18 protein-coding genes are annotated in these 20,009 nt (G+C 52.1%); 16 read left to right on the top strand and 2 right to left on the bottom strand.

From position 1 onward, the window contains the following. The first annotated feature begins 18 nt into the window (after positions 1 to 18). The 10 genes from ACULM0_RS03350 to ACULM0_RS03305 all read left to right on the top strand — a co-directional run bounded on the left by ACULM0_RS03350 (position 19) and on the right by ACULM0_RS03305 (position 9,252). Complete coding sequence (locus ACULM0_RS03350) at positions 19 to 906, top strand: NAD(P)H-dependent oxidoreductase (RefSeq protein ID WP_463679054.1); 888 nt, start codon at positions 19 to 21, stop codon at positions 904 to 906. 225 nt (positions 907 to 1,131) lie between these two features. Further along, positions 1,132 to 2,010, top strand: a complete 879-nt coding sequence (locus ACULM0_RS03345) for an N-acetylneuraminate lyase (RefSeq protein ID WP_463679053.1) — start codon at positions 1,132 to 1,134, stop codon at positions 2,008 to 2,010. A 13-nt stretch (positions 2,011 to 2,023) separates the two neighbouring features. After that, positions 2,024 to 2,710 carry an N-acetylmannosamine-6-phosphate 2-epimerase gene (locus ACULM0_RS03340; RefSeq protein WP_463679052.1) on the top strand — a complete coding sequence of 229 codons (687 nt, stop codon included), beginning with the start codon at positions 2,024 to 2,026 and terminating at the stop codon, positions 2,708 to 2,710. 13 nt (positions 2,711 to 2,723) lie between these two features. Then, positions 2,724 to 3,788: a sialic acid TRAP transporter substrate-binding protein SiaP gene (locus ACULM0_RS03335; RefSeq protein WP_463679051.1), complete on the top strand. Its 1,065-nt coding sequence runs from the start codon at positions 2,724 to 2,726 to the stop codon at positions 3,786 to 3,788. A gap of 18 nt (positions 3,789 to 3,806) precedes the next feature. Continuing rightward, positions 3,807 to 4,280: a TRAP transporter small permease gene (locus tag ACULM0_RS03330; protein WP_463679050.1), complete on the top strand. Its 474-nt coding sequence runs from the start codon at positions 3,807 to 3,809 to the stop codon at positions 4,278 to 4,280. Continuing rightward, on the top strand, positions 4,277 to 5,557 hold the full coding sequence (locus ACULM0_RS03325) for a TRAP transporter large permease (protein ID WP_463679049.1): 1,281 nt from the start codon (positions 4,277 to 4,279) through the stop codon (positions 5,555 to 5,557). The genes ACULM0_RS03330 and ACULM0_RS03325 overlap by 4 nt, the downstream gene beginning before the upstream one ends. 64 nt (positions 5,558 to 5,621) lie before the next feature. Next, positions 5,622 to 6,509: an ROK family protein gene (locus ACULM0_RS03320; protein WP_463679048.1), complete on the top strand. Its 888-nt coding sequence runs from the start codon at positions 5,622 to 5,624 to the stop codon at positions 6,507 to 6,509. After that, entirely contained in the window at positions 6,509 to 7,648 is a 1,140-nt protein-coding gene (gene nagA, locus ACULM0_RS03315) for an N-acetylglucosamine-6-phosphate deacetylase (RefSeq protein WP_463679047.1), read from the top strand. Before ACULM0_RS03320 ends, nagA begins: the two co-directional genes overlap by 1 nt. After that, on the top strand, positions 7,627 to 8,415 hold the full coding sequence (locus ACULM0_RS03310) for a glucosamine-6-phosphate deaminase (RefSeq protein ID WP_463679046.1): 789 nt from the start codon (positions 7,627 to 7,629) through the stop codon (positions 8,413 to 8,415). The genes nagA and ACULM0_RS03310 overlap by 22 nt, the downstream gene beginning before the upstream one ends. Next, positions 8,416 to 9,252 carry a MurR/RpiR family transcriptional regulator gene (locus ACULM0_RS03305; RefSeq protein ID WP_463679045.1) on the top strand — a complete coding sequence of 279 codons (837 nt, stop codon included), beginning with the start codon at positions 8,416 to 8,418 and terminating at the stop codon, positions 9,250 to 9,252. Between the two features lie 90 nt (positions 9,253 to 9,342). On the opposite strand, the gene ACULM0_RS03300 is transcribed toward ACULM0_RS03305, so the two are convergent. Then, on the bottom strand, positions 9,343 to 11,160 hold the full coding sequence (locus ACULM0_RS03300; RefSeq protein ID WP_463679044.1) for a stalk domain-containing protein: 1,818 nt from the start codon (positions 11,158 to 11,160) through the stop codon (positions 9,343 to 9,345). A 405-nt stretch (positions 11,161 to 11,565) separates the two neighbouring features. On the opposite strand from ACULM0_RS03300, the gene ACULM0_RS03295 reads away from it, so the two are divergent. The 6 genes from ACULM0_RS03295 to rpiA all read left to right on the top strand — a co-directional run bounded on the left by ACULM0_RS03295 (position 11,566) and on the right by rpiA (position 18,046). Further along, entirely contained in the window at positions 11,566 to 12,570 is a 1,005-nt protein-coding gene (locus ACULM0_RS03295; protein ID WP_463679043.1) for a LacI family DNA-binding transcriptional regulator, read from the top strand. 22 nt (positions 12,571 to 12,592) lie between these two features. Continuing rightward, entirely contained in the window at positions 12,593 to 13,909 is a 1,317-nt protein-coding gene (locus ACULM0_RS03290) for an ABC transporter substrate-binding protein (RefSeq protein WP_463679042.1), read from the top strand. Between the two features lie 67 nt (positions 13,910 to 13,976). Further along, positions 13,977 to 14,918 carry a carbohydrate ABC transporter permease gene (locus ACULM0_RS03285; RefSeq protein ID WP_463679041.1) on the top strand — a complete coding sequence of 314 codons (942 nt, stop codon included), beginning with the start codon at positions 13,977 to 13,979 and terminating at the stop codon, positions 14,916 to 14,918. Beyond that, positions 14,911 to 15,765 carry a carbohydrate ABC transporter permease gene (locus ACULM0_RS03280; RefSeq protein ID WP_463679040.1) on the top strand — a complete coding sequence of 285 codons (855 nt, stop codon included), beginning with the start codon at positions 14,911 to 14,913 and terminating at the stop codon, positions 15,763 to 15,765. Before ACULM0_RS03285 ends, ACULM0_RS03280 begins: the two co-directional genes overlap by 8 nt. A gap of 63 nt (positions 15,766 to 15,828) precedes the next feature. Continuing rightward, positions 15,829 to 17,190, top strand: coding sequence for a GH1 family beta-glucosidase (locus ACULM0_RS03275; protein WP_463679039.1), 1,362 nt, complete (start codon positions 15,829 to 15,831; stop codon positions 17,188 to 17,190). 142 nt (positions 17,191 to 17,332) lie between these two features. Further along, positions 17,333 to 18,046, top strand: coding sequence for a ribose 5-phosphate isomerase A (gene rpiA / locus ACULM0_RS03270; protein ID WP_463679038.1), 714 nt, complete (start codon positions 17,333 to 17,335; stop codon positions 18,044 to 18,046). 51 nt (positions 18,047 to 18,097) lie between these two features. Here rpiA and ACULM0_RS03265 read toward each other — a convergent pair whose 3' ends face one another. Next, complete coding sequence (locus ACULM0_RS03265) at positions 18,098 to 19,849, bottom strand: PhnD/SsuA/transferrin family substrate-binding protein (RefSeq protein ID WP_463679037.1); 1,752 nt, start codon at positions 19,847 to 19,849, stop codon at positions 18,098 to 18,100. Between the last annotated feature and the right edge of the window lie 160 nt (positions 19,850 to 20,009).

Below are 20,009 nucleotides of genomic sequence, written 5' to 3'. Positions count from 1 at the left end.
TAATTTGGGAGGAAGCATATGAGTAAAAAATGGATGATCTGTTTGGTAGTCGCCTTAGTGGCGATTGGATCTGTCGGGTGTACATCCGACGCATCGACGGCCGCCGCTGAAGCGGTGTCGGTAGAAGATGCACCTGCAGCGGAACTATCGGAAGAGACAGAGGTGGATGCAGCCTCGTCGGCTAGCGTCGATGGAACGACCTCCGCATCGATCGTGCCCGATGAGCTGATCAGTACCTATGAACCCGGAGGCTTTACCGATGGCGACCGGGAGAAAGCCCTCTTTATCGTTGGGGATCCGAGAAAGTACAGCGTCCAGTACGATCTGGTCTTCACGGCGATGAAGCATTTGGAGGCGCAGGGAATGGAGGTGGAGATCCGCGACCTGTACGCGATGGACTTCAACCCCGTACTGAGTCTGGAGGATTTTTATTATGCCAAGGATGGTACTGGTGAAGCCTCGGCGACCATCGCTGCGGAACAGGATCTGGTGGCTGCAGCCGACCACCTGATCTTCTCCTATCCCAACTGGCACGATACGCCCACGGCGATCGTAAAGGGGTACATGGAAACGGTCTTCGCCAAGCAGTTTGCCTACCGCGATACAGAAAACGGACTTGAGGGATTGCTCGCGGACAAGTCCTTTTACACGATTATGAATGCAGGTTTCCTCGGCGGTGGTCGGGGCTATATGGGAGATGGTGTGGGGATCAACGATGAAGCTTGGGATCGCTACATGGAAGCTTTCGCGGTGATGGATGATGATACCGCTGGCTTTTGGGGAGCAGAGAACAGGGGCCGATTTGTTAACGATCGTACACCGTCGAATGGTGCTGAGAACTACAGGGAAGAGTTGGAGAAACTACGCAAGAGTTTGATTGATCATTTGGATCGCGTCTATTTTTAATGACAAGGGACACTCTGTTCTTACCCTCTCGCGAGGGTAGGAGCGGGGTGTTTTTCCTTTTGACCAAATCCATGAAGCGCAGATAGGAGCAAAACTCCAAAAATAATATAAAAAAGAATATAAACACCAAATCTCTATTGACAGCAAACGGTTTCCTTAGTATTATGAAGTTGTACTCCATATGGATAACTAATCTGAAGAAATATTTCAAGGAGGCCCTTTGAGATGAAAGGAATCATAACAGCCCTCGTGACACCTTTTGACCGTGACGGTCGATTGTTGGAGGAGGGACTACGCGAAGTTGTACGCCACAATATCGATCGTATGCAGGTAGATGGTCTATATGTTGGAGGTTCGACTGGAGAAGCATTTCTCATGTCAGAAGCAGATCGACGCTCGGCGCTTTCGATCGTCAAAGAAGAAGCGGGAGATGCAGTGACGCTGATCGCTCAGATTGGCTCACTGGACATTGAGGAAGCCAAGCGCCTTGGTTTGCACGCGCGTGACCTCGGCTATGAAGCCATTTCTGCAATCACACCTTACTATTACAGATTTTCCTTTGAAGAAGTGCGCGCCTACTATGAAACGCTTGACGAAGCCATCGGTCACCCGATGATCGTTTATGCGAACCCCTCCATGGCCGGCGCGAACTTCGATATTGAGAAGTACCGGCAGCTCTTAGCGATTGAAGGTGTCGTGGGCATCAAGTTCTCCGATGCGGATATTGCTAAGTTTGAAAGACTACGGAACGCTTTTCCAGATGATCTCCTCTACTTTGGTTACGATGAGATCGCACTCGTTGGTTTTACCCTCGGATGCGACGGTGTCATCGGCAGCACATACAATGTAATGGGCGATCTGACCAGACGGGTGCAAACCTTAGTCGGGGAAGGAAAGTGTGATCAGGCGAGAAAGATGCAGCATCAGATCGCGTCTGTGATCGAGGGAATCGTCGCGAACAGTCTCTATCCAACGATCAAAGCGCTGATCACGGCGCAAGGCGCCGAAGCTGGATACTGCAAGTTTCCTTTCGCACCCCTTGATCAAAGACAGGAAGAGAACATTCCGATCCTGCTAGAGGCAATTGAAAAGTTGAGAAGGTAATGATGGTGACACTATGAACAGACTCGAAGAAATCAGGGGGCAACTGATCGTCTCCTGCCAAGCCCTCGCCGATGAACCGCTCCACAGCGCTTTCATCATGTCCAAGATGGCGCGGGCCGCAGCGGAAGGTGGAGCAGGCGGCATCAGAGCCAATGGAATCCAGGATATCAAAGCGATCAAAGAAGAAGTAAGTCTTCCTTTGATCGGGATTATCAAGGTAGACCACGAGGAAAGTCCGGTGCGTATCACACCGACCTTGATAGAAGTAGAAGCACTCGTGCGTGCCGGGGTCGAGATTATCGCATTCGATGCGACCGATCGACCTCGACCAGATGGATCTTCGATTCAGGCTTTTTTCGGATCCCTTAAGGAGCGCTTCCCAGATCAGTTGTTCATGGCGGATGTTTCTACAGTAGAAGAGGCAATTCTTGCCGAGAAACTGGGAGCAGATCTCGTTGCCACGACACTCGTGGGTTACACGGATTACACGATTGGACATGATCCGATCACTGTACTCGAGCGTATGGTCGCAGCAGTAAACATCCCTGTGATCGCAGAAGGGAATATCGATACACCAGACAAAGCACATGAAGCGCTTCTACTGGGGGCTCACGCTGTTGTCGTGGGTAGCGCGATCACCAGACCCCAGCTCATCACCAAGCAGTTCATCCACAAGATGCGAGAGCATCGAATAACCTAGGGAGGTTTCACAGATGAAAAAATGGTTGGCCCTGTCACTTGTTCTCCTATTGTCCCTTTCCATTCTAGCCGGTTGTGCAACGGATACCGGAAGCACAGAACCTGCAGATACAAATGATAATGAAGAGACGGCGGAAGTAACGGCTGAAGAGCCGAAGGAATCCTTTGTACTGAAATTTGGAATGGTAGCGGGTAATCAGTCCAATGAGTACAGGGCAGCAGAAAAGCTTGCGGAACTTGCCATGGAAAAGAGCGACGGTCGCTTGACGGTCGAACTCTTCCCCAACTCCCAGCTAGGTGATGATCGCGCGATGCTCGAGCAGCTCACCGCTGGTGTACTGGATATTACTTTCGCAGAAACAGGACGACTGGGTATCTGGGTGCCCCGGGCAGAACTCGCTGGTCTCGCTTATATGTTTGACGACTACAATCACTTAACCCGCGTCCTCTATGAAACGGAGTATGGACAAGGTCTCCATGAGGAGTTCTACAATGATTATAATTGGAATGTGATGGCAACGGCCTACAATGGCACACGTCAAACTTCGTCGAACCGGGCGATCGAAAGCATCGACGACATGGCGGGTCTTAAGCTCCGCACACCCCAGCACCAGCCATTACTGGACTACGCTGAGTACGTTGGTGCTTCACCAACACCCATGGCTTTCACAGAAGTCTACCTAGCCCTGCAAACGAATGCAGTCGATGCACAGGAAAATCCACTGTCTACGATCAAAGCCGTGAAGTTTCACGAGGTACAGGACTACATTGCCATGACGAACCACGTGATCAACGATGCGAACTACATCGTGGCCCGTGACACATGGGAGAAGCTACCCTCTGATATGCAAGCTGTTCTGAGCGAGTCGATTGAAGAGGCTGCGGCCTACCACACTTCTCTTTTCCAAGAGGAAGAAGCTGAGCTCATCGCGTTCTTCGAAGGTGAAGGTCTAGCGGTCACAACACCGGATCTCGCACCATTCAGAACAGCAGTTGCTGAGTCGTACCCAGCTTACTTTGAAAAAATGGGTGAAGACGTTGCCAATGTAGCGTTGGCAATTATCAACGACGCACGATAGTAGAGTGGAGAATAGCAGATGAAGTATTTCCTTAAGCACTTCGAAGAGATCATCGGGGGGAGTCTATTCCTCCTGATGCTTTTCGTTCTAATTGCACAGATTCTAGCGCGCCAGGTTTTTGATTTGCCTCTCAAGCAATCGGAGGAGTTGGCCCGCTTCTTGTTCGTCTACGTGGGCTACCTGGGCGTCAGCGCATCGATCAAAGAGAACAACCATGTGTACATCGATTTTTTCGTCAAGAAACTGCCCGAGAAAGTACAGCGGTACATTGATTTCATCGTTCAGATGATGGTCTTGGGTATTCTTGTGATCATGCTGCTCATCGGTGTGAACATGACCATCAGAAAACTCCCGGTGATGATTGTTTCCCTTGGGATCTCTTATGCCTATATGTACGTGGCCTTACCTGCTACGACGCTGTTAATGATCTACCGTCATATCGAGCGTAACGTAACGGACCACAGAGAACGCGGAAAGGGGATGACGATATGAGCATCGGTTTGATCTTTGGCGTCTGGCTCTTTCTCCTCGTCATCGGCTTTCCCGTGGGCTTCGCCCTGATCTTCGGTGGACTCATGTACTTTACGGGTATGAACTTTAATGCGGTCTTCTTTGCTGGGGCCAAACTGGTCGATGGCATCGACAGCTTCGCTCTCTTGGCGGTACCGTTTTTCACATTGACCGGAATACTGATGAACTCCTCGGGGATCACCGATCGCATTTTTGGTTTCGCAAAATCCATGGTGGGCCACCTAACGGGTGGGATGGGCCACGTGAATATCCTGGCGAGCCTCTTGTTTTCCGGGATGTCTGGATCGGCTCTTGCTGATGCCGGCGGCCTAGGACAATTGGAAATAAAATCCATGCGCGATGAGGGCTATGACGATGATTACGCCGGTGGTATCACCGCTGCAAGCTGTATCATCGGTCCCTTGGTACCTCCGAGTATACCGTTGGTGATCTATGGAATCGTATCCGATCAATCCATCGCCAAACTGTTTCTAGCGGGTTTTGTTCCTGGTGTGATCACGGCCCTTTCTTTGATCGTCATGGCTTACTACTTAGCAAAGAAGCGCGGGTACGCTAGAGCACCGAAGGCGACGAACGCTGAACGTTGGGTATCGTTTAAGTCTTCCTTCTGGGCCCTTCTCACCCCGATGATCATTATCGGGGGGATCTTCTCGGGGTATTTCACCCCTACAGAGGCCAGCGTAATCGCAACGATTTATGCCATCATTCTTGGGTTTTTCGTTTACCAAGAATTGACCATGAAGAAGCTTTTCGCCAGTGTGGTTGAGGCCATGAAAATATCCGGCGTGACCGTACTCATGATCATGGGCGTGGAATTCTTTGGCCAGGTCATCGCGAGAGAACAGGTGTCCATCAAGGTTGCCCAGCTATTCTTAACCGTTTCCGACAACCCCCTGATCTTGCTCTTTATGATCAATGCCCTGCTTCTTTTCCTGGGAACCTTCATCGAGGCTTTGGCCTTACTGGTACTGCTCGTCCCAATTCTGGTACCCGTGGTGGTTACCGCCGGGGTCGACCCAGTGTTCTTTGGAATTTTGGTGATCTTGAACCTAATGATCGGTATACTGACACCCCCCATGGGGATGGCACTTTTCGTGGTGTCCCGGGTCGGGAAGATCCCCGTGCATACGATCACCCGTGGTGTCATACCCTTCCTGATCCCACTGGTGATCACGCTGGTCGTCTTGACGCTCTTCCCACAGATCGTGATGTTCCTACCCAACTTACTGATGCCATGACCAACAAGAGGAGAAGGCAGTTGCCTTCTCCTATGGTCCTGTAAGATAGAAAGCGAGGTTCGCGATGCAGATTCTCACCATCGATATCGGTGGCAGTAGCGTGAAATGGGCGCTCGCCGATGAAAACGGCTCATTCTCGGCAGAGGGGACAGAGCACACGTCTGCTTTTTCTGCCGACCAACTCCTATTGGTAGTGGTTGATTTGTTCAGAAGGTACCCTTCTGATGGAATCGCCATCAGCACAGCAGGTCAAGTGGATCCTTCCACAGGAAGAATCATCAGCGCCACCGGTGCGATTCCGGGATACACGGGTTTTCTTTTGAAAGAACGTCTCGAGACAGCGCTGGGTGTACCCACCACCGTGGAGAATGACGTTCATAGTGCAGCCCTAGGCGCTCACTGGAAGGAAAATCTGGATGAGACGACCTTTCTCGCACTGACCCTTGGCACGGGCATCGGTGGCGCTATTGTGATCAATGGCGAAATTTTTAGGGGCGCCAGGGGATCAGCCGCTGAGTTTGGACATATGACACTCAATGAGAACGGCCGGGCTTGTGCCTGTGGGTTGAAAGGGTGCTACGAAACATACGCAGCGACCAGTGCCTTATCTCATGCGGTACAACACGAACTTGGAATCGATGTTCTGCCGGTGTTTTTCAAGCGTTGCCGCTCGGGAGAAGAAGAACCCTTGGCTGTGCTGGATGCATGGATCATCCACGTGGCAGAGGGGTTGAAAGGTCTTGTGCACATTTTTAATCCCAGTTTGATCTTGATCGGCGGCGGGATCACAGCCCAGGGAGAGTTCCTGCGAAGTCGAATTGAAACGCATTTGTTAGAACGCTTGATTCCCGTCTATCGGGAAGGGTTGTCCCTGCGGTTCATGAGCAGTGGAAACCAAGCCAACCTCTACGGAGCATTACTCGTGCACCTGAGGGAAAGGAAGTTGATCTGATGCGTTTTATCCATGTGAATCTTTACACTCTAGAAGGGTTTTGGGAAAATTGTTATCTGGAGATTGAGGACCAACGCATCCTGAGTTTCGGTCCCATGGTCGAGGGCATGAAGGGTATCGACATGTCGGGGATGATGATGGTTCCCGGATTCATCGACCAGCACATCCACGGTGCCTGCGGACATGATTTTATGGATGCCGATGCCACGGGCAACGAAGCAATCGCCATGTACTTACCTCAAGAGGGTGTGACTTCTTTTCTCGCGACAACGCTAAGCGATGCACCCGAGCGGATCGAAAAGGCACTCACCGTTCTTTCGCACTTCTCACTGGAGAACGGCGCAGAATGTTTGGGCGTACATCTCGAAGGTCCTTTTCTGTCGCCAGAAGTGGCAGGGGCCCACAAGAAGGTGTATCTACAAAAGCCTGACATCAAATGTTTCGAACACTACCAGCAAAGGGCAGGGGGGCATATCCAAATGGTGACCCTGGCGCCGGAGGAAGATGCAGGGGGACAATTGATCGACTATCTGGTCGAGAACAAGGTCGTCGTGAGTGCCGGACATACGGTGGCTGCACCAGAGACACTTAAGAAAGCGGTCGACCGGGGTCTATCGTGTATCACCCACTGTTACAACGCCATGACCCCGCTTCATCACAGGAAGATTGGCGTCGTGGGCGTGGCCCTCTCCGATGATCGCCTGTATACGGAACTGATCGCCGATGGTGAACATGTTGCGAAAGAAGCGGTGCAGATTTTTTCACGATCGAAGCCAAGGAGTAAGGTGATTTTGGTCTCTGACGCTATGCGGGCTAAGGGGCTGGAAGCGGGTACTTACCATCTCGGAGAAATAAAGGTAATGTCTGATGGATCGCGGGTCCTCACCGAAGAAGGAACACTAGCGGGAAGTGTATTATCCCAAGATCGGGCGCTGAAGGAGTATCTGGAGCAAACGAATGTATCCCTAGAAACGGCGCTCGATGCGCTGACGATCAACCCGGCCAGCCTTTTGGGTGTCGCGGATCGAAAAGGGCAAATAGCCGTCGGAAGAGATGCCGACCTGGTGGTCTTAGACCGAGAACTGAATGTTATGCAGACATACTGTAGGGGGAGCTTATGCTACGAAAGAACAGAATGACCATCGAAATTGTTGCCGATGGCAACGAGATGGGGTGGATCGCCGCCCGAACCATCTGTCGACTGATCGATAAAAAACCAAATGCTGTGCTGGGTCTTGCCACCGGATCCACGCCACTGACTACCTACGAGCACCTCGTCGGTTTCTATAAGCGGGGAGCGGTATCTTTTAGCGAAGTGACTACATTCAACCTCGATGAGTACGTGGGTCTGGAGGAGGGCGCTCTCCAGTCTTACGCTCATTACATGGACCAATACCTTTTTGATCACGTGGACATGAATCGTGAACAGGTGTATTTGCCTGATCCGCTACTTCCTCCAGACGAGGCCTGTGCAAACTATGAAGACAAGCTCAGGAAGAACCCTGTGGACCTCCAGATCCTCGGGCTCGGGTCCAACGGTCATATCGGGTTCAACGAACCGGGCACGTCCTTCGAACAGGGAGTCCATCTCGTGCAGTTAGCCGAACGCACACGTCATGACAACGCTCGCTTCTTCGAAAGTCCTAGGGAGGTACCCACTCGTGCGCTGACCATGGGTCCCGAGAACATCATGCGGGCGAGTCATATTATTTTGCTCGTCGACAAAGTGAAAAAAATCGAAGCGCTCACGCGATTGTTAACCGGTCCGGTGACAGAAGACTGCCCGGTCACAATCCTGCGGAATCATCCCAGTGTTTGCCTTTACGTGACAGAAGAGGTGTTTTCAGCTATGATGGAGAAAAGAGAAGAGGTGACAAGCGTAAGCCCTTCGGGATGCGCGATCTAGATGATAGCAGACAACAACGGAATCAAACTATCCATTTTACTCGAGCAGAACAAGAATACCTACACAAAATCGGATAAGAAGCTGTACGCCTACACCAAAGATCATCTCGATGAGGTGATGTACCATTCTCTGACGGAGCTCGCGGAAATCTGTCACGTGGGCGAGGCCACGGTCCTACGTTTCTGTAGGAAACTGGGTTTCAATGGTTATCAGGACTTTAAGTTGGCCGCAGCCCAGGAGCTCTCGCTGATCAGCCGTCCGCATCACGATGAAACTTACGTAGAGAAAATCCGAAGCAATATGATCGATACGCTCAACGACACTTACGAGGTGATTGATCGTGAAACGCTTGATTCGGTCGTCCGATTGATCGATCAGAGAAAAGATGTGGTCATCTACGGGGTCGGCCACTCCGGGATCTCGGCATGTGATCTCAAAAGCCGATTCATGCGCATAGGAAAGAGTGTTGAAGTGGTGACGGATCCACATTTTCAAATGATTCGAGCCTGCTCTCTCGATGAAGAGAGCGTGGTCATCGCGATCAGTCTTTCGGGAAGTACGATCGATATTGTGGACGCTGTCAGCGCAGCCCGAGAACAGAAGGCTACTGTCGTTGCGATCACCAACTACACGAAATCACCCCTAACGAAACTGGCCGACCATGTATTGCTCACCTCGGGAAAGGAGAACCCCATGGATGGCGGCTCCCTTGTGGCCAAGGTGTCACAGCTTTACGTCATCGATTTGCTTTGTACGGGGCTTGCCCTCGAACGAGCCGATGAGGCCCAACGAATGAAGAACCTTACAGCAGAATCCGTTTCGGTAAAACTCTACTAACAACAAAACAACGTGCCTAGCGTCTGAGCGCTGAGCACGTTGTTTCATTTTTTTGACATCTAGCTTTCATTTATCTGTGTGGTCGCTCGGTCAGTTGGCCCAAGAAGGATAGAAGTAATCATCCTCGAGGGGAGCGTTGATCAGCATCACCGGATAGAAGACCGCCCAGCGGTCGTTTTCTTCATCCTTTTCTACAGTGTCGCCCCCATAGAGACTATTCTCTTCATATTGATTCGGGTAGGTGTCGTAGAATCCGGTATAGGCGAGGCCAAGGCTGACATCCTTTTCGTAGTAATAACCCGCTTCCACTGCGATCTGGCCGAAATGGTCTTCAAAGGCATCGCCTTTTTTATCTAGGAAAGTCCAGTACTCATCTCCGATGTTCTCATCTCCACTGAAGAGGTAGACGATTCTTAGTTCCGAGCCATCGTCGCCTTCGGTGATCACCACTTGGTAAAAGTTCAGGTTGTATCCGGCATAGGTGAAGCGTCCGTTACTCTCGATCAGATACGCGGCGTAGTCGTCATAGCTGGCGTGGCCCGCTAGCGTAAGTGTCATGATCTCAGTGAAGGGGGAAACGGCGCCATTCTTCACCGCGGCCACTCTCACATAATAGGTTTCCCCGGGTGTCAGGTTGTAGTAATTCACACAAAAATCATCATCCCACTGAAAACCCGCCGCTTCGCTATCCGGCTTTATCTCAGTGAAAGCATCTGGTGTGCCCTCGCTCACGAACACGGCATAATAGTCAGCGCCATCCACTGGATCCCAGTAGATGTACATGGAGGAATCGGTCACCTGTGTGAGCTTTAGCCCTGTGGGTGTTTCCATCTGATTGGCCAACCGATTGAAGGCAACCAGCGTGAGATTCTCGTCTTTTGACATTTCTCTGTAGCGTTCGATGGGAATAGCAAAGCCCAAGTTTTCGCCATCTGTGATCCCAGCGTAGGTAATCCCCACGACTTCACCCGTGCGATTGAGCAGTGCTCCGCCGCTGCTACCGGGGCTGATCGGAGCTGTAATCTGGATGTCCTGATTTCTCAGGGAACTGACGATTCCTTCTGATAGGGTGTTCTGAAGCCCAAAGGGACTACCGATTACCACGATGGCTTCTCCTCTTTGCAAGGCATTTGAATCGCCCAAGCGCATGTAGTCCGGGCTCTTCTTCTCGATTTGAATCAGGGCGATGTCCTGCTCGACGTCATACCCCAGCACGTGCACACCACCGTTGTAACGCGAACCGTCATCATCTATCACCTCAATACGGTGGGCACCGCTGATAACGTGGAAATTGGTCGCAATTTTTCCGTCAACGTCCACATAGAATCCGCTACCGGAACTGATTCTCTGCCCATTCGGGCCGTAGATCGTCAGTAGGACGGCCGCCTTCGATCGCTCTGCCAGCTCCACGGTAGACAGTTGCTGGTCTTCCCGTGGCACTGGGATCGGGGATGGACTCGGAGGTGCAATATGCTCTTCAACCGAGGTGATCTCGATCGTCCGCGTCCCATCGTGCCAGACCACCTGTGCTCCGGAGGCCTCGGCGACAAAGCGCGCCGGTACCATGGTCCTGCCGTTGATCAGCGTGGCGGGCACGTCGATGGTCACTTCCTGTCCATTGACCACTGCATCGGCAGAGTCGATCTGCAGGGAGATGTCGCGATCCGTAGAGCGCCCTCTGATGGTTGACGTTTCAGGATCCCAGGTCATCGAAATCCCGAGGGACTCGAAAATTGCCCGCAGCGGAACAAGCGTCCGTCCTTCGATGACCGTCGGCGGCACATCGAAAGCCAGCGTCTGGCCATTGTGGATGACCTGTATGGTCTGAGTAGCGATAGAAGGATAGGGAAGGAATAGGATCGATAGTGTCAAAATCATAAGTAGGGATAAGATCAGTCGTTTTTGCATGGGTCTACCACCTTTCGAGATTGCGATATCAACCGAGTTGTCTTTACCGTTCGAGCCATCATGAATATTTTAGCATCAGTAGCGTCGGGGTGAGCCTTAAGATTGCGCAAACGTTTATATTTAAGGAATGAGATCAACATGCGGACCTACGTTTTCCACCGACACTGGGAAAACGTTATGAAAAAATCAGATAATTCGCAGGAAATCGGTTGACAGGAAAAAAGACGGATGATAGAATGCAGATATCGAAAGCGGTTTCGAAGTCGGAACCATTCATAAACAAGTGATAAATATATATTTTTTTACCATTTTACGAAAGCGGTTTCGAAACTCTTTTTGAAAAGATCCGCAGATGTGGATATAATGAAAAAGATAACGAAAACGGTTTCGAAAGAAGGGGATTATATGGTCACAATTTATGATATTGCAAAGGCATGCGGATGTTCCAGCGCCACCGTATCGAAAGCGCTTAACGATTACGCTGATGTCAACATCAACACGAAAGAACGGATCCTGAAAGTTGCACGACAGATGGGTTACTCTCCCAATGCACAGGCCCAGACACTGGCCACGAAAAAATCGTGGAACCTGGGCGTACTCTTTCAAGACGACACGAACAGCGGCCTGACGCACTACTATTTCGCACAGGTGCTTGAAGCTGTAAAAACCCAATCGGAAGCAAAGGGATACGATGTCACCTTTATCTCCAAGAACCTTGGAAATCAAGAGATGACCTATCTCGAGCACTGCAGAAGGCGGCAGGTGGATGGCGTGATCATCGCCTGTATCAACTTCGAAGACCCCCAGGTCAAGGATCTCATGGACAGTGAGATCCCTGTGGTCGCGATCGACTATCCCTATGAGAAGGTGAGCAGCGTCCAGTCGGATAACTACGACGGACTCTACCGACTGACCTCGCATCTCCTCAAACTGGGCCATCGGGAAATCGTCTTCATCTACGGACACATGAACCATGTGACCGAACTGCGAATCGAAGGGTTCAGACGTGCCATGAAAGACCATGGTGTAGCCATTGGAGAGGACAAACTGATTAGTGGCGGTTACTACAAAAAGAGAGTGATCATCGAGAAGACGGAAGAGATCTTGCGTCGTGAGACATTGCCGACGGCCATCATCTACCCAGATGACTACAGTGCCATCTGGGGGATCAAGACGATCCGAAAGGCTGGTCTCGATGTACCCGGTGATCTTTCTGTCGCCGGCTTCGATGGTATCGAACTCGGAGAACTCATTTCGCCACAACTGACGACGGTTCGACAGAAGACCGACCGACTTGGAAAAGAAGCGGTCCTACGCTGTATCGAGATGATCGAGTCGAAGACCGATGAGACGGTATCGACCACCATTGATCCCGAACTGGTCGTTGGAGAATCCTGTCGTAGCCTTTAGGGTTCTACCTAGGAGGGGAAAAATGAAAAGATTCCTAAGCTTTTTACTGATCACAGTGATGCTTTTGAGCACAGTGGCCTGTTCTGGCCAAGAAGCACCGGTCGATCAAGCAGAAGATGGTGTACCCGCCGAAAACAATGGCGACACACTGGTGGTCTGGACCTTCACTGAAGAAATCAAGGGCATGATCGAGAATCACTATTTACAAGATAATCCGGATCTTCCCTACGACGTGCAGATTGTCGTGGTCCCGAACGAGAACTACCAGTCAAAGCTCGACCCAGCTCTGGCCTCTGGAAAGAGTGCACCGGACGTTTTTGCACTGGAGGCAGCTTACATCAAGAAGTACACGAACTCGCCTTACACAAAGCCCCTCACGGATCTCGGTTTTGAAGACCAGTCCGAGCACACGCTCGATTACGTGATGGACGTGGCCCGAGACGAAAACAGCGTGCTCAAGGGTCTCTCTTGGCAGGCAACACCGGGTGCATATTTCTATCGCCGTAGCATGGCAGAAGAGCTTCTCGGAACCAGCGAGCCAGAAGAAGTACAAGCGCTCGTGTCGGACTTCGATAAATTTTATGATGTGGCCAAAAGGATCAACCAAGAATCAGGCGGTCAAGTCAGCGCCATTGGTAGTATGGGTGATCTGACACAGGTCTTCTTCGCGGCCCGTGAGAAGGGATGGGTAGAAGACGACAAACTGATCATCGATCCCAAGATTGACGAGCTCATGGAAATGGCCAAGAGATTCGAACAAGAAGGTCTTTCGGCTCAGGCAAACCAGTGGGAAGAACTTTGGTTCGCGGGCATGTCCGGGGACAGTGTCTTCGGTTACTTTCTGCCAACCTGGGGTCTGCACTACGTGCTCAAGCCCAACGCAACGAACGCTAATACCGGCGAAAGCACCGAAGGCGATTGGGCGATGATCCAGGGACCATCACCCTACTTCTGGGGCGGCACATGGTTGGCCGTCCGTGAAGGCACAGAGATGGAACAGGCAGCTGCAGATCTCGTGGAGTATATGACGCTGAATGAAGCTTTCCTCGAAGAGTGGGCACTTGAGACGGGAGATGTACTGTCGAACGTGACGGTTGTCGATAAGATCAAGGACACCTACGCCGAGCCTTTCCTCGATGGTCAGAATCATTATGCTGCCTTCGTCCGAATGGCGGAAGACGTTGACGCTACGATCATCACGGGATACGACCAAGATATCCAGGTCCTCCTCGAAGAGCAATTGATCGCCTACTCAAAAGGTGAAAAAGACAAGGAAACAGCGATGGCCGATTTCAAATCCGCCGTGAAGAACTACTACCCTGACCTCGAAGTCGAGTAAAAGGAACCATAGCAGAAGCTGTTGTCAATAGCTTCTGCTATTTTTTCAGACACGATAGGAGAGAATTATGTTCAAAACGAAAGCAAGCCGTATTCAAAGACACGAGAGATTCGGGTACTTCTTCATCCTACCCTTCATCTTGGCTTTCCTGATCTTCCAGTTGTACCCTATTCTCTATACCTTTGCCCTGAGCTTCTCTGATCTCAAGGGATGGAACACGGAGTTTAACTTCGTTGGGTTCAGGAACTACATCGCCATTTTTCAGAACGATTATTTTCTAAGGGCCATACGCAACACATGGATCATCTGGACCATCAACTTTATTCCACAGGTGGGCATCGCGCTCGCCTTGGCAGCCTGGATGACCAACTCAAAACTAAAAATCAAAGGCGCGGGCTTTTTCAAAGTCGCCTTTTATCTGCCTAATATCATCACAGCAGCTTCCGTAGCCGTTCTCTTCTATTCTTTGTTCAACTACCCGGCGGGTCCTGTCAACCAACTTCTCTTGGGGCTGGGCGTACTGGAACAACCCTTTGACTTCTTCCGCAGTAAGATGGCCACCAGGGGCATCGTCTCTTTCATCCAGTTCTGGATGTGGTACGGCCAGACCTTCATCATCATCAGCGCCGCCATCATGGGGATCAACCCCAGTCTCTACGAAGCGGCCATGGTGGACGGTGCCTCGAGCTTTGAGATGTTCAGGAAAATCACGCTGCCCCTGATCAAGCCCGTGATGCTCTTTATCCTCGTGACCTCGCTCGTCGGCGGTATGCAGATGTTCGATATTCCCTTTCTCTTGACCAACGGGAATCCGGATTTTGCCGTGGAGACCATCACCATGTTCATCTACAAACAAGCCTTCCTGGGCAGTCGCAACTACTATATCGCCGCAACGGCTTCGGTCCTGCTCTTCTTCCTGATCGTGATGCTCAGCACCGTGCTGTTCAGACTCCTAGGCGAAAAAGACGAGACCAAGGGTAGAATCAGAGGGAGGAAGAACCGTGTATAAACACTGGAATACGAACAAGACGCGACTGTGGATCACACGCATCTTCATCTATGCCATCTGTATCATTCTATTGGCACTCAGCGTGGTCCCCTTTACACTGATGCTGGTCAACGCCACGCGGTCGACGGAACAAATCCAGCAGGGTTTGTCCATCATCCCGAGCCACTTTGCACCTTACAACTGGAGCGTACTCGAGCGTATGGGCATCAACGTCTTCCGCGGTTTTCTCAACAGCCTGACCATCTCCGTGGGAGCCACCTTCCTCACGCTCTACTTCTCGGCCTTGACGGCCTATGCGATGGTGATCTACAACTTCAAGGGAAGAAAGTTGTTCTTCGCCTTTATCGCGCTCATCCTGATGATTCCCACCCAGATCTCGATGATTGGTTTCTACAGGATGATGCTCAACCTTGAGCTGGTGGATACCTACGTGCCCCTGATCTTGCCCGCAATCGCGACACCCGCCACGGTCTTCTTCATGCGGCAGTACCTCCTATCGGTCTTTCCCGTTGAACTCGTCCAAGCGGCCAGGATCGACGGCGCGAGCGAGCTCAGAATTTTCCACACCATCGCTATACCGATTATGAAGCCGGCGCTGGCCACCATGGGCATCTTTGCCTTCGTGACCTCCTGGAACAACTTCCTCATGCCGCTTATGCTCCTCTCGACGGAATCAAAATTCACGCTCCCCATGCTCGTGCAACTTCTACGTGCCGATATCTTTAGAACAGAGATGGGCAGTATCTATCTGGGGATCTCCATGACCATTGCGCCGCTTCTCGTGATCTACCTGATTTTCTCGAAATACATCGTTGCCGGGGTGGCCATGGGTGGCGTCAAAGAGTAAATGAAGACCTAATAGAGCTAGAACAAATGGGGATTTCCCCATCGATATAAAGGAGAAAAGACCATGACAAAAGAGAATCCATTCGTGTGGGGGGTCGCCACGGCCTCCTACCAAATTGAAGGCGCCCACGACCAAGACGGAAAGGCCCTTTCCGTGTGGGATCTGTTCGCGAAAACCAAGGGAAAAGTATACAACGGCGACCACGGGGAGTTTGCCTGTGACAGCTACAACCGGGTGGAGGATGACATCGCCCTGATCAAAAACCTCGGCGTGGATGCCTACCGCTTCTCCATCGCTTGGCCCCGGATCATCCCCACGGGAACAGGGGAGGTGAACGAGGCAGGTCTGGCCTATTACGACCGCCTCATCGATGGCCTCCTGGAGAACGGGATCACCCCCTACATCACCATGTTCCATTGGGATTACCCCTATGCGCTTTACAAGAGAGGGCACTGGTTGAACGATGCGTCCTCCGATTGGTTCGCGGATTTCGCCGAGATCGTGACCAAGCGTTACGGCGACCGGGTCAAGCACTGGATGACCATCAACGAACCCCAGTGTTTCATCGGCCTCGGCTATTTCTCGGGCGTCCATGCTCCCGGCCTGAAGCTCAGCCCCTACGACATCATCCGAATGAGCCACAACGCGCTCCTGGCCCACGGCAAGGCCGTTCGGATCATCCGGAAGAATGTGGAGAACAGCGTCGTGGGTTACGCCCCGGCATCCAAGGTTTACGTACCCGCTACGGACACCGAGGTCGATCGCAAGGCGGCCTATGAGATGATGTTCGGAAGAGGCAATCGGAGGGGGAAGATCAGCGAGACGGACTTCACCTTTGACAATGATTTCTGGAACGATCCCATTTACCTGGGAAAATATCCCGACTGGGTGATGGAAGAGCTCACCGATTACCTGCCCGACACGCTGGAAGAAGATCTTGCGATCATCAGCTCACCAGTGGACTTTTTCGGGGTGAACATCTACAGTGGCGATGTGGTCAGGGCGGCGGACGGAACGATCGAGCGGGTCATACCCAAGAGCGGCCACCCGGTGACCGGACTCAACTGGAACGTGGTACCGGAATCCCTCTACTGGGGACCGCGATTCTTCTACGAGCGCTACCAGGTGCCGATCATCGTGACGGAAAACGGACTCTCCATGAAAGACTGGGTGTCCCTCGATGGCAAGGTCCACGATCCGGGGCGCATCGACTTCCTCGCCCGCTACATCGGGGAACTGCAGCGCGCCCATGAAGACGGGACGGATGTCACCGGCTACTTCCAGTGGTCTCTGCTCGACAACTTCGAATGGGCCGAAGGCTACAAGGAGCGATTTGGAATCGTCCATGTGGACTTCGAAACGGGAGAACGGACCCCCAAGGATTCCTACTACTGGTACCGCGATTTCATTGCAAAGCAACGATAATGAAAAACCCCTCCGAAGGCGAGACAGTCGCTCTTGGCGGGGTTTTGCATTTGCACGCGAGATTTCCATTGCCGAGGATGAGGATCATCAGCCAATCAGGGTAAGTAAAGGAATGAAGAAGTAGTCAAGTGAGGTGGTAATCATGAAGTGGCACTATCAGAAGATCGAACATCTCGGGTGGTCGAAAGAAATCGACCGCATCGAGCAGAAAAAAGTAGTGGCGGCCCGAGTGGCCGAGCGCATGTGCGATGGTCAAGTAGTCGGGTTTGGATCTGGATCCACTGCTTACCTGACGGCCCTGGCCATCGCCAAGCGTATGGAAGTGGAAGGTCTCAGAATCGAGGCGATTCCCACATCCCAGGAGATCACCTATACCTGTCACGAGCTTGGTATTCCCGTGGTAGCGCTGAACGAAAAGAGGCCGGACTGGTGCTTCGACGGCGCCGACGAGGTGGATCCGGGGGGGAACCTGATCAAGGGAAGAGGGGGTGCACTTTTTCTAGAGAAACTCGTGATGAAAAGTACCGAGCACCGAATCATCGTGGTGGACGAGAGCAAGTTGGTGACGAGGCTGGGTGCAGGTTTTGCGGTACCCATCGAGATTAGCCCCATGGCCCTCAAGCACGTGGTCCAAAACCTAGAACCCTTAGGAGCCAGGGAAATCTCCTTGCGGCCAGCGCAGGCCAAGGATGGCCCCCTGATCACTGAAGCTGGGAATCTACTGCTGGATGTAAGCTTCGATGCAATCGGCGAGAAACTGGAAGGACAGATCAAGGCGATCACAGGCGTTGTGGAGTCCGGCCTCTTCTGGGGATATGCTCCGGAGATCATCACAGCCGGGGAAAACCTCGAATAGGCAACCATCGAAAAATCCCTCTCCTGTTGATCAAGCAGGGGAGGGATTTCTTTATCGATCGAGGCTACGGATGATCTCGTAGTCGGAGTCAGCCACTTCGACAAAACCGGTGATCTTGGCGCTGTTCCTTCCCGAGTAGGCCATGAAGCGCTTGACGAGCTGACTTTCGTCGTTACCGAATCGATCGCGGTTGAGCACGATGGCGTCCTTCGGTATAGGGGGCGTCTTGTATTGGGAATGGAGGTTGGAGGCGTCCGGCCCGTAGTGGACGATCGCCTCATCGTAGGTGGCCCCGGCTTGGATTTGCCCGCTCACAAGGGCTTCAATCACGCGGTCGTGGCTTCCCAGGAAGACGGGTTCATAATGGTAACCCCCCTCGTCGAGGTAGGCCTTGGCGTACAGGTAACCGGAGGCACTCTTCTCATCTACGAAGCCGAAACGACCGATGTCCCTAGAAAGGGGGGTCTTTTCTCGCGTCAGGATGTAACCGTGGTAAGAGGCCTTGTCATTGACCTCGGGGGATACGAGAGGATCGATGTGGCAGACGCTTTTGGCAGAGACGTAGGCCAGCGGAGAAAGCCAGGCCAGATCCAGTTGTCCGCTCGCAAGCGACCCATGGACCTCATCGTAGCTCTTGGGGACAAAAATGCAGGTTTTCTCTCCCAAGATCTCACGCAAAATCGGGCCGTAGAGGTGATCAATCTGGGCAGGTGAAGTGAAAGGGTTGATTCCGATAAGGGTCGTACTCTTGCGTTCTTCTACCGGGATTCGCGCGTAAAAAGTGCGACTCTCCTCTTCGAGCGTACCGTAGGCACGGTTAAGCTCCTCGTTGGTAGCCTGGAGCTTCTCCGTCTGTAGAATGGCACTCAGGATGCGCTCGTGGGTATCGCTAATGGCAGAGGCTAAAAAGCTGATGGCGTCGTTCAGATCAGAGACCGTTTCCCGCTGTACATCGGTCTGGTCGTCCACTTGCCCGATGGCGCCGGTGAGGATTTCGAAGGTCCGAGAGACGGTCTTGAAAACTTCACGGCCCTCATCGACCAATCGGGAGACCTCATCCTGGTTTTCCTCCACAGCGACCATGTGTCCGTCTAGTTCAGAGGTACGGCTTCTGAACTCGCCCACGATGTGCTCGATATCGACAATGGCCCCCTCGGTCTGGGTGGAGAGCTTGGTGATTTCTTCTGCCACGACGGCGAAGCCTCGGCCCGCATCACCGGCCCGGGCGGCCTCGATGGAAGCATTGAGCGCCAGGAGTCGGGTTTTCTTGGAAATGTCGCGGATGGCCCCCAGGATACGATCGATCTCTCCAGCGGCTGACTGGAGCGCATGGTTGCCTCCTTGGGCCAAGTGGGTTTTCAGAACGATCTCTCCCGTCAGCTCGTCGATTCGGTTGAAAAGGGATTCCGTGCGCACGAAGGCCGCGTGCCAAGCGTCTTTCCCTTCAACCAACGCTACCGTGGTTTCCTTGAGCGTGACCGTCATGTCTTCGAGGGAGCCCACCGAGGCCGTGATTTCCTCAATGCCGGCCACATTATCCGTTCCATAGTCGCGGACGACACCCAGTTTCTCGAGCAAGTCCGAGAACACCTTGTGGTTCTCGCCGCACAACCACAAAATCTGTTTGATCTTTAGATCGAACCGACTCCAGAAGGCCATTTGATCGTTTCTGTCTTGGGGTGCGAGTAATGTTGGATCTCCCGGGCTTATGTGATGGCTGGACTTGAGCCGGATCATAGATCGATAAAGAACCAAGAGCGCCGCCGACTCCAAGCTTATGATCAAGAGAAAAAAGATAGTCATATTAGTTACCTCCTTTATGCATATTATTGCAAAAAGGGTACCATGAAATCCGTGCAAATCACTTGCAGACTGTGAAAAATGATCAGTTTCTGCACCTGCGTTCATCAGGACTTGATAAGAATAAGCATGCTTTTCAAGTCCGACCATTCTAGCAGTGCAC

The sequence above is a fragment of the Halotolerantifilum yawarlongkerapense genome (assembly GCF_054506745.1).
This window is presented reverse-complemented; position numbering and strand designations above follow the sequence as displayed.

What these genes read in the sequence shown, in the direction of transcription:
- ACULM0_RS03300 (WP_463679044.1), bottom strand. Translation starts at nt 11,160, where the DNA reads ATGCAAAAACGACTGATCTTATCCCTACTTATGATTTTGACACTATCG.
- ACULM0_RS03350 (WP_463679054.1), top strand. Translation starts at nt 19, where the DNA reads ATGAGTAAAAAATGGATGATCTGTTTGGTAGTCGCCTTAGTGGCGATT.
- ACULM0_RS03275 (WP_463679039.1), top strand. Translation starts at nt 15,829, where the DNA reads ATGACAAAAGAGAATCCATTCGTGTGGGGGGTCGCCACGGCCTCCTAC.
- ACULM0_RS03295 (WP_463679043.1), top strand. Translation starts at nt 11,566, where the DNA reads ATGGTCACAATTTATGATATTGCAAAGGCATGCGGATGTTCCAGCGCC.
- ACULM0_RS03290 (WP_463679042.1), top strand. Translation starts at nt 12,593, where the DNA reads ATGAAAAGATTCCTAAGCTTTTTACTGATCACAGTGATGCTTTTGAGC.
- ACULM0_RS03265 (WP_463679037.1), bottom strand. Translation starts at nt 19,849, where the DNA reads ATGACTATCTTTTTTCTCTTGATCATAAGCTTGGAGTCGGCGGCGCTC.
- ACULM0_RS03305 (WP_463679045.1), top strand. Translation starts at nt 8,416, where the DNA reads ATGATAGCAGACAACAACGGAATCAAACTATCCATTTTACTCGAGCAG.
- ACULM0_RS03345 (WP_463679053.1), top strand. Translation starts at nt 1,132, where the DNA reads ATGAAAGGAATCATAACAGCCCTCGTGACACCTTTTGACCGTGACGGT.
- nagA (WP_463679047.1), top strand. Translation starts at nt 6,509, where the DNA reads ATGCGTTTTATCCATGTGAATCTTTACACTCTAGAAGGGTTTTGGGAA.
- ACULM0_RS03325 (WP_463679049.1), top strand. Translation starts at nt 4,277, where the DNA reads ATGAGCATCGGTTTGATCTTTGGCGTCTGGCTCTTTCTCCTCGTCATC.
- ACULM0_RS03340 (WP_463679052.1), top strand. Translation starts at nt 2,024, where the DNA reads ATGAACAGACTCGAAGAAATCAGGGGGCAACTGATCGTCTCCTGCCAA.
- ACULM0_RS03335 (WP_463679051.1), top strand. Translation starts at nt 2,724, where the DNA reads ATGAAAAAATGGTTGGCCCTGTCACTTGTTCTCCTATTGTCCCTTTCC.
- rpiA (WP_463679038.1), top strand. Translation starts at nt 17,333, where the DNA reads ATGAAGTGGCACTATCAGAAGATCGAACATCTCGGGTGGTCGAAAGAA.
- ACULM0_RS03330 (WP_463679050.1), top strand. Translation starts at nt 3,807, where the DNA reads ATGAAGTATTTCCTTAAGCACTTCGAAGAGATCATCGGGGGGAGTCTA.
- ACULM0_RS03285 (WP_463679041.1), top strand. Translation starts at nt 13,977, where the DNA reads ATGTTCAAAACGAAAGCAAGCCGTATTCAAAGACACGAGAGATTCGGG.
- ACULM0_RS03310 (WP_463679046.1), top strand. Translation starts at nt 7,627, where the DNA reads ATGCTACGAAAGAACAGAATGACCATCGAAATTGTTGCCGATGGCAAC.
- ACULM0_RS03320 (WP_463679048.1), top strand. Translation starts at nt 5,622, where the DNA reads ATGCAGATTCTCACCATCGATATCGGTGGCAGTAGCGTGAAATGGGCG.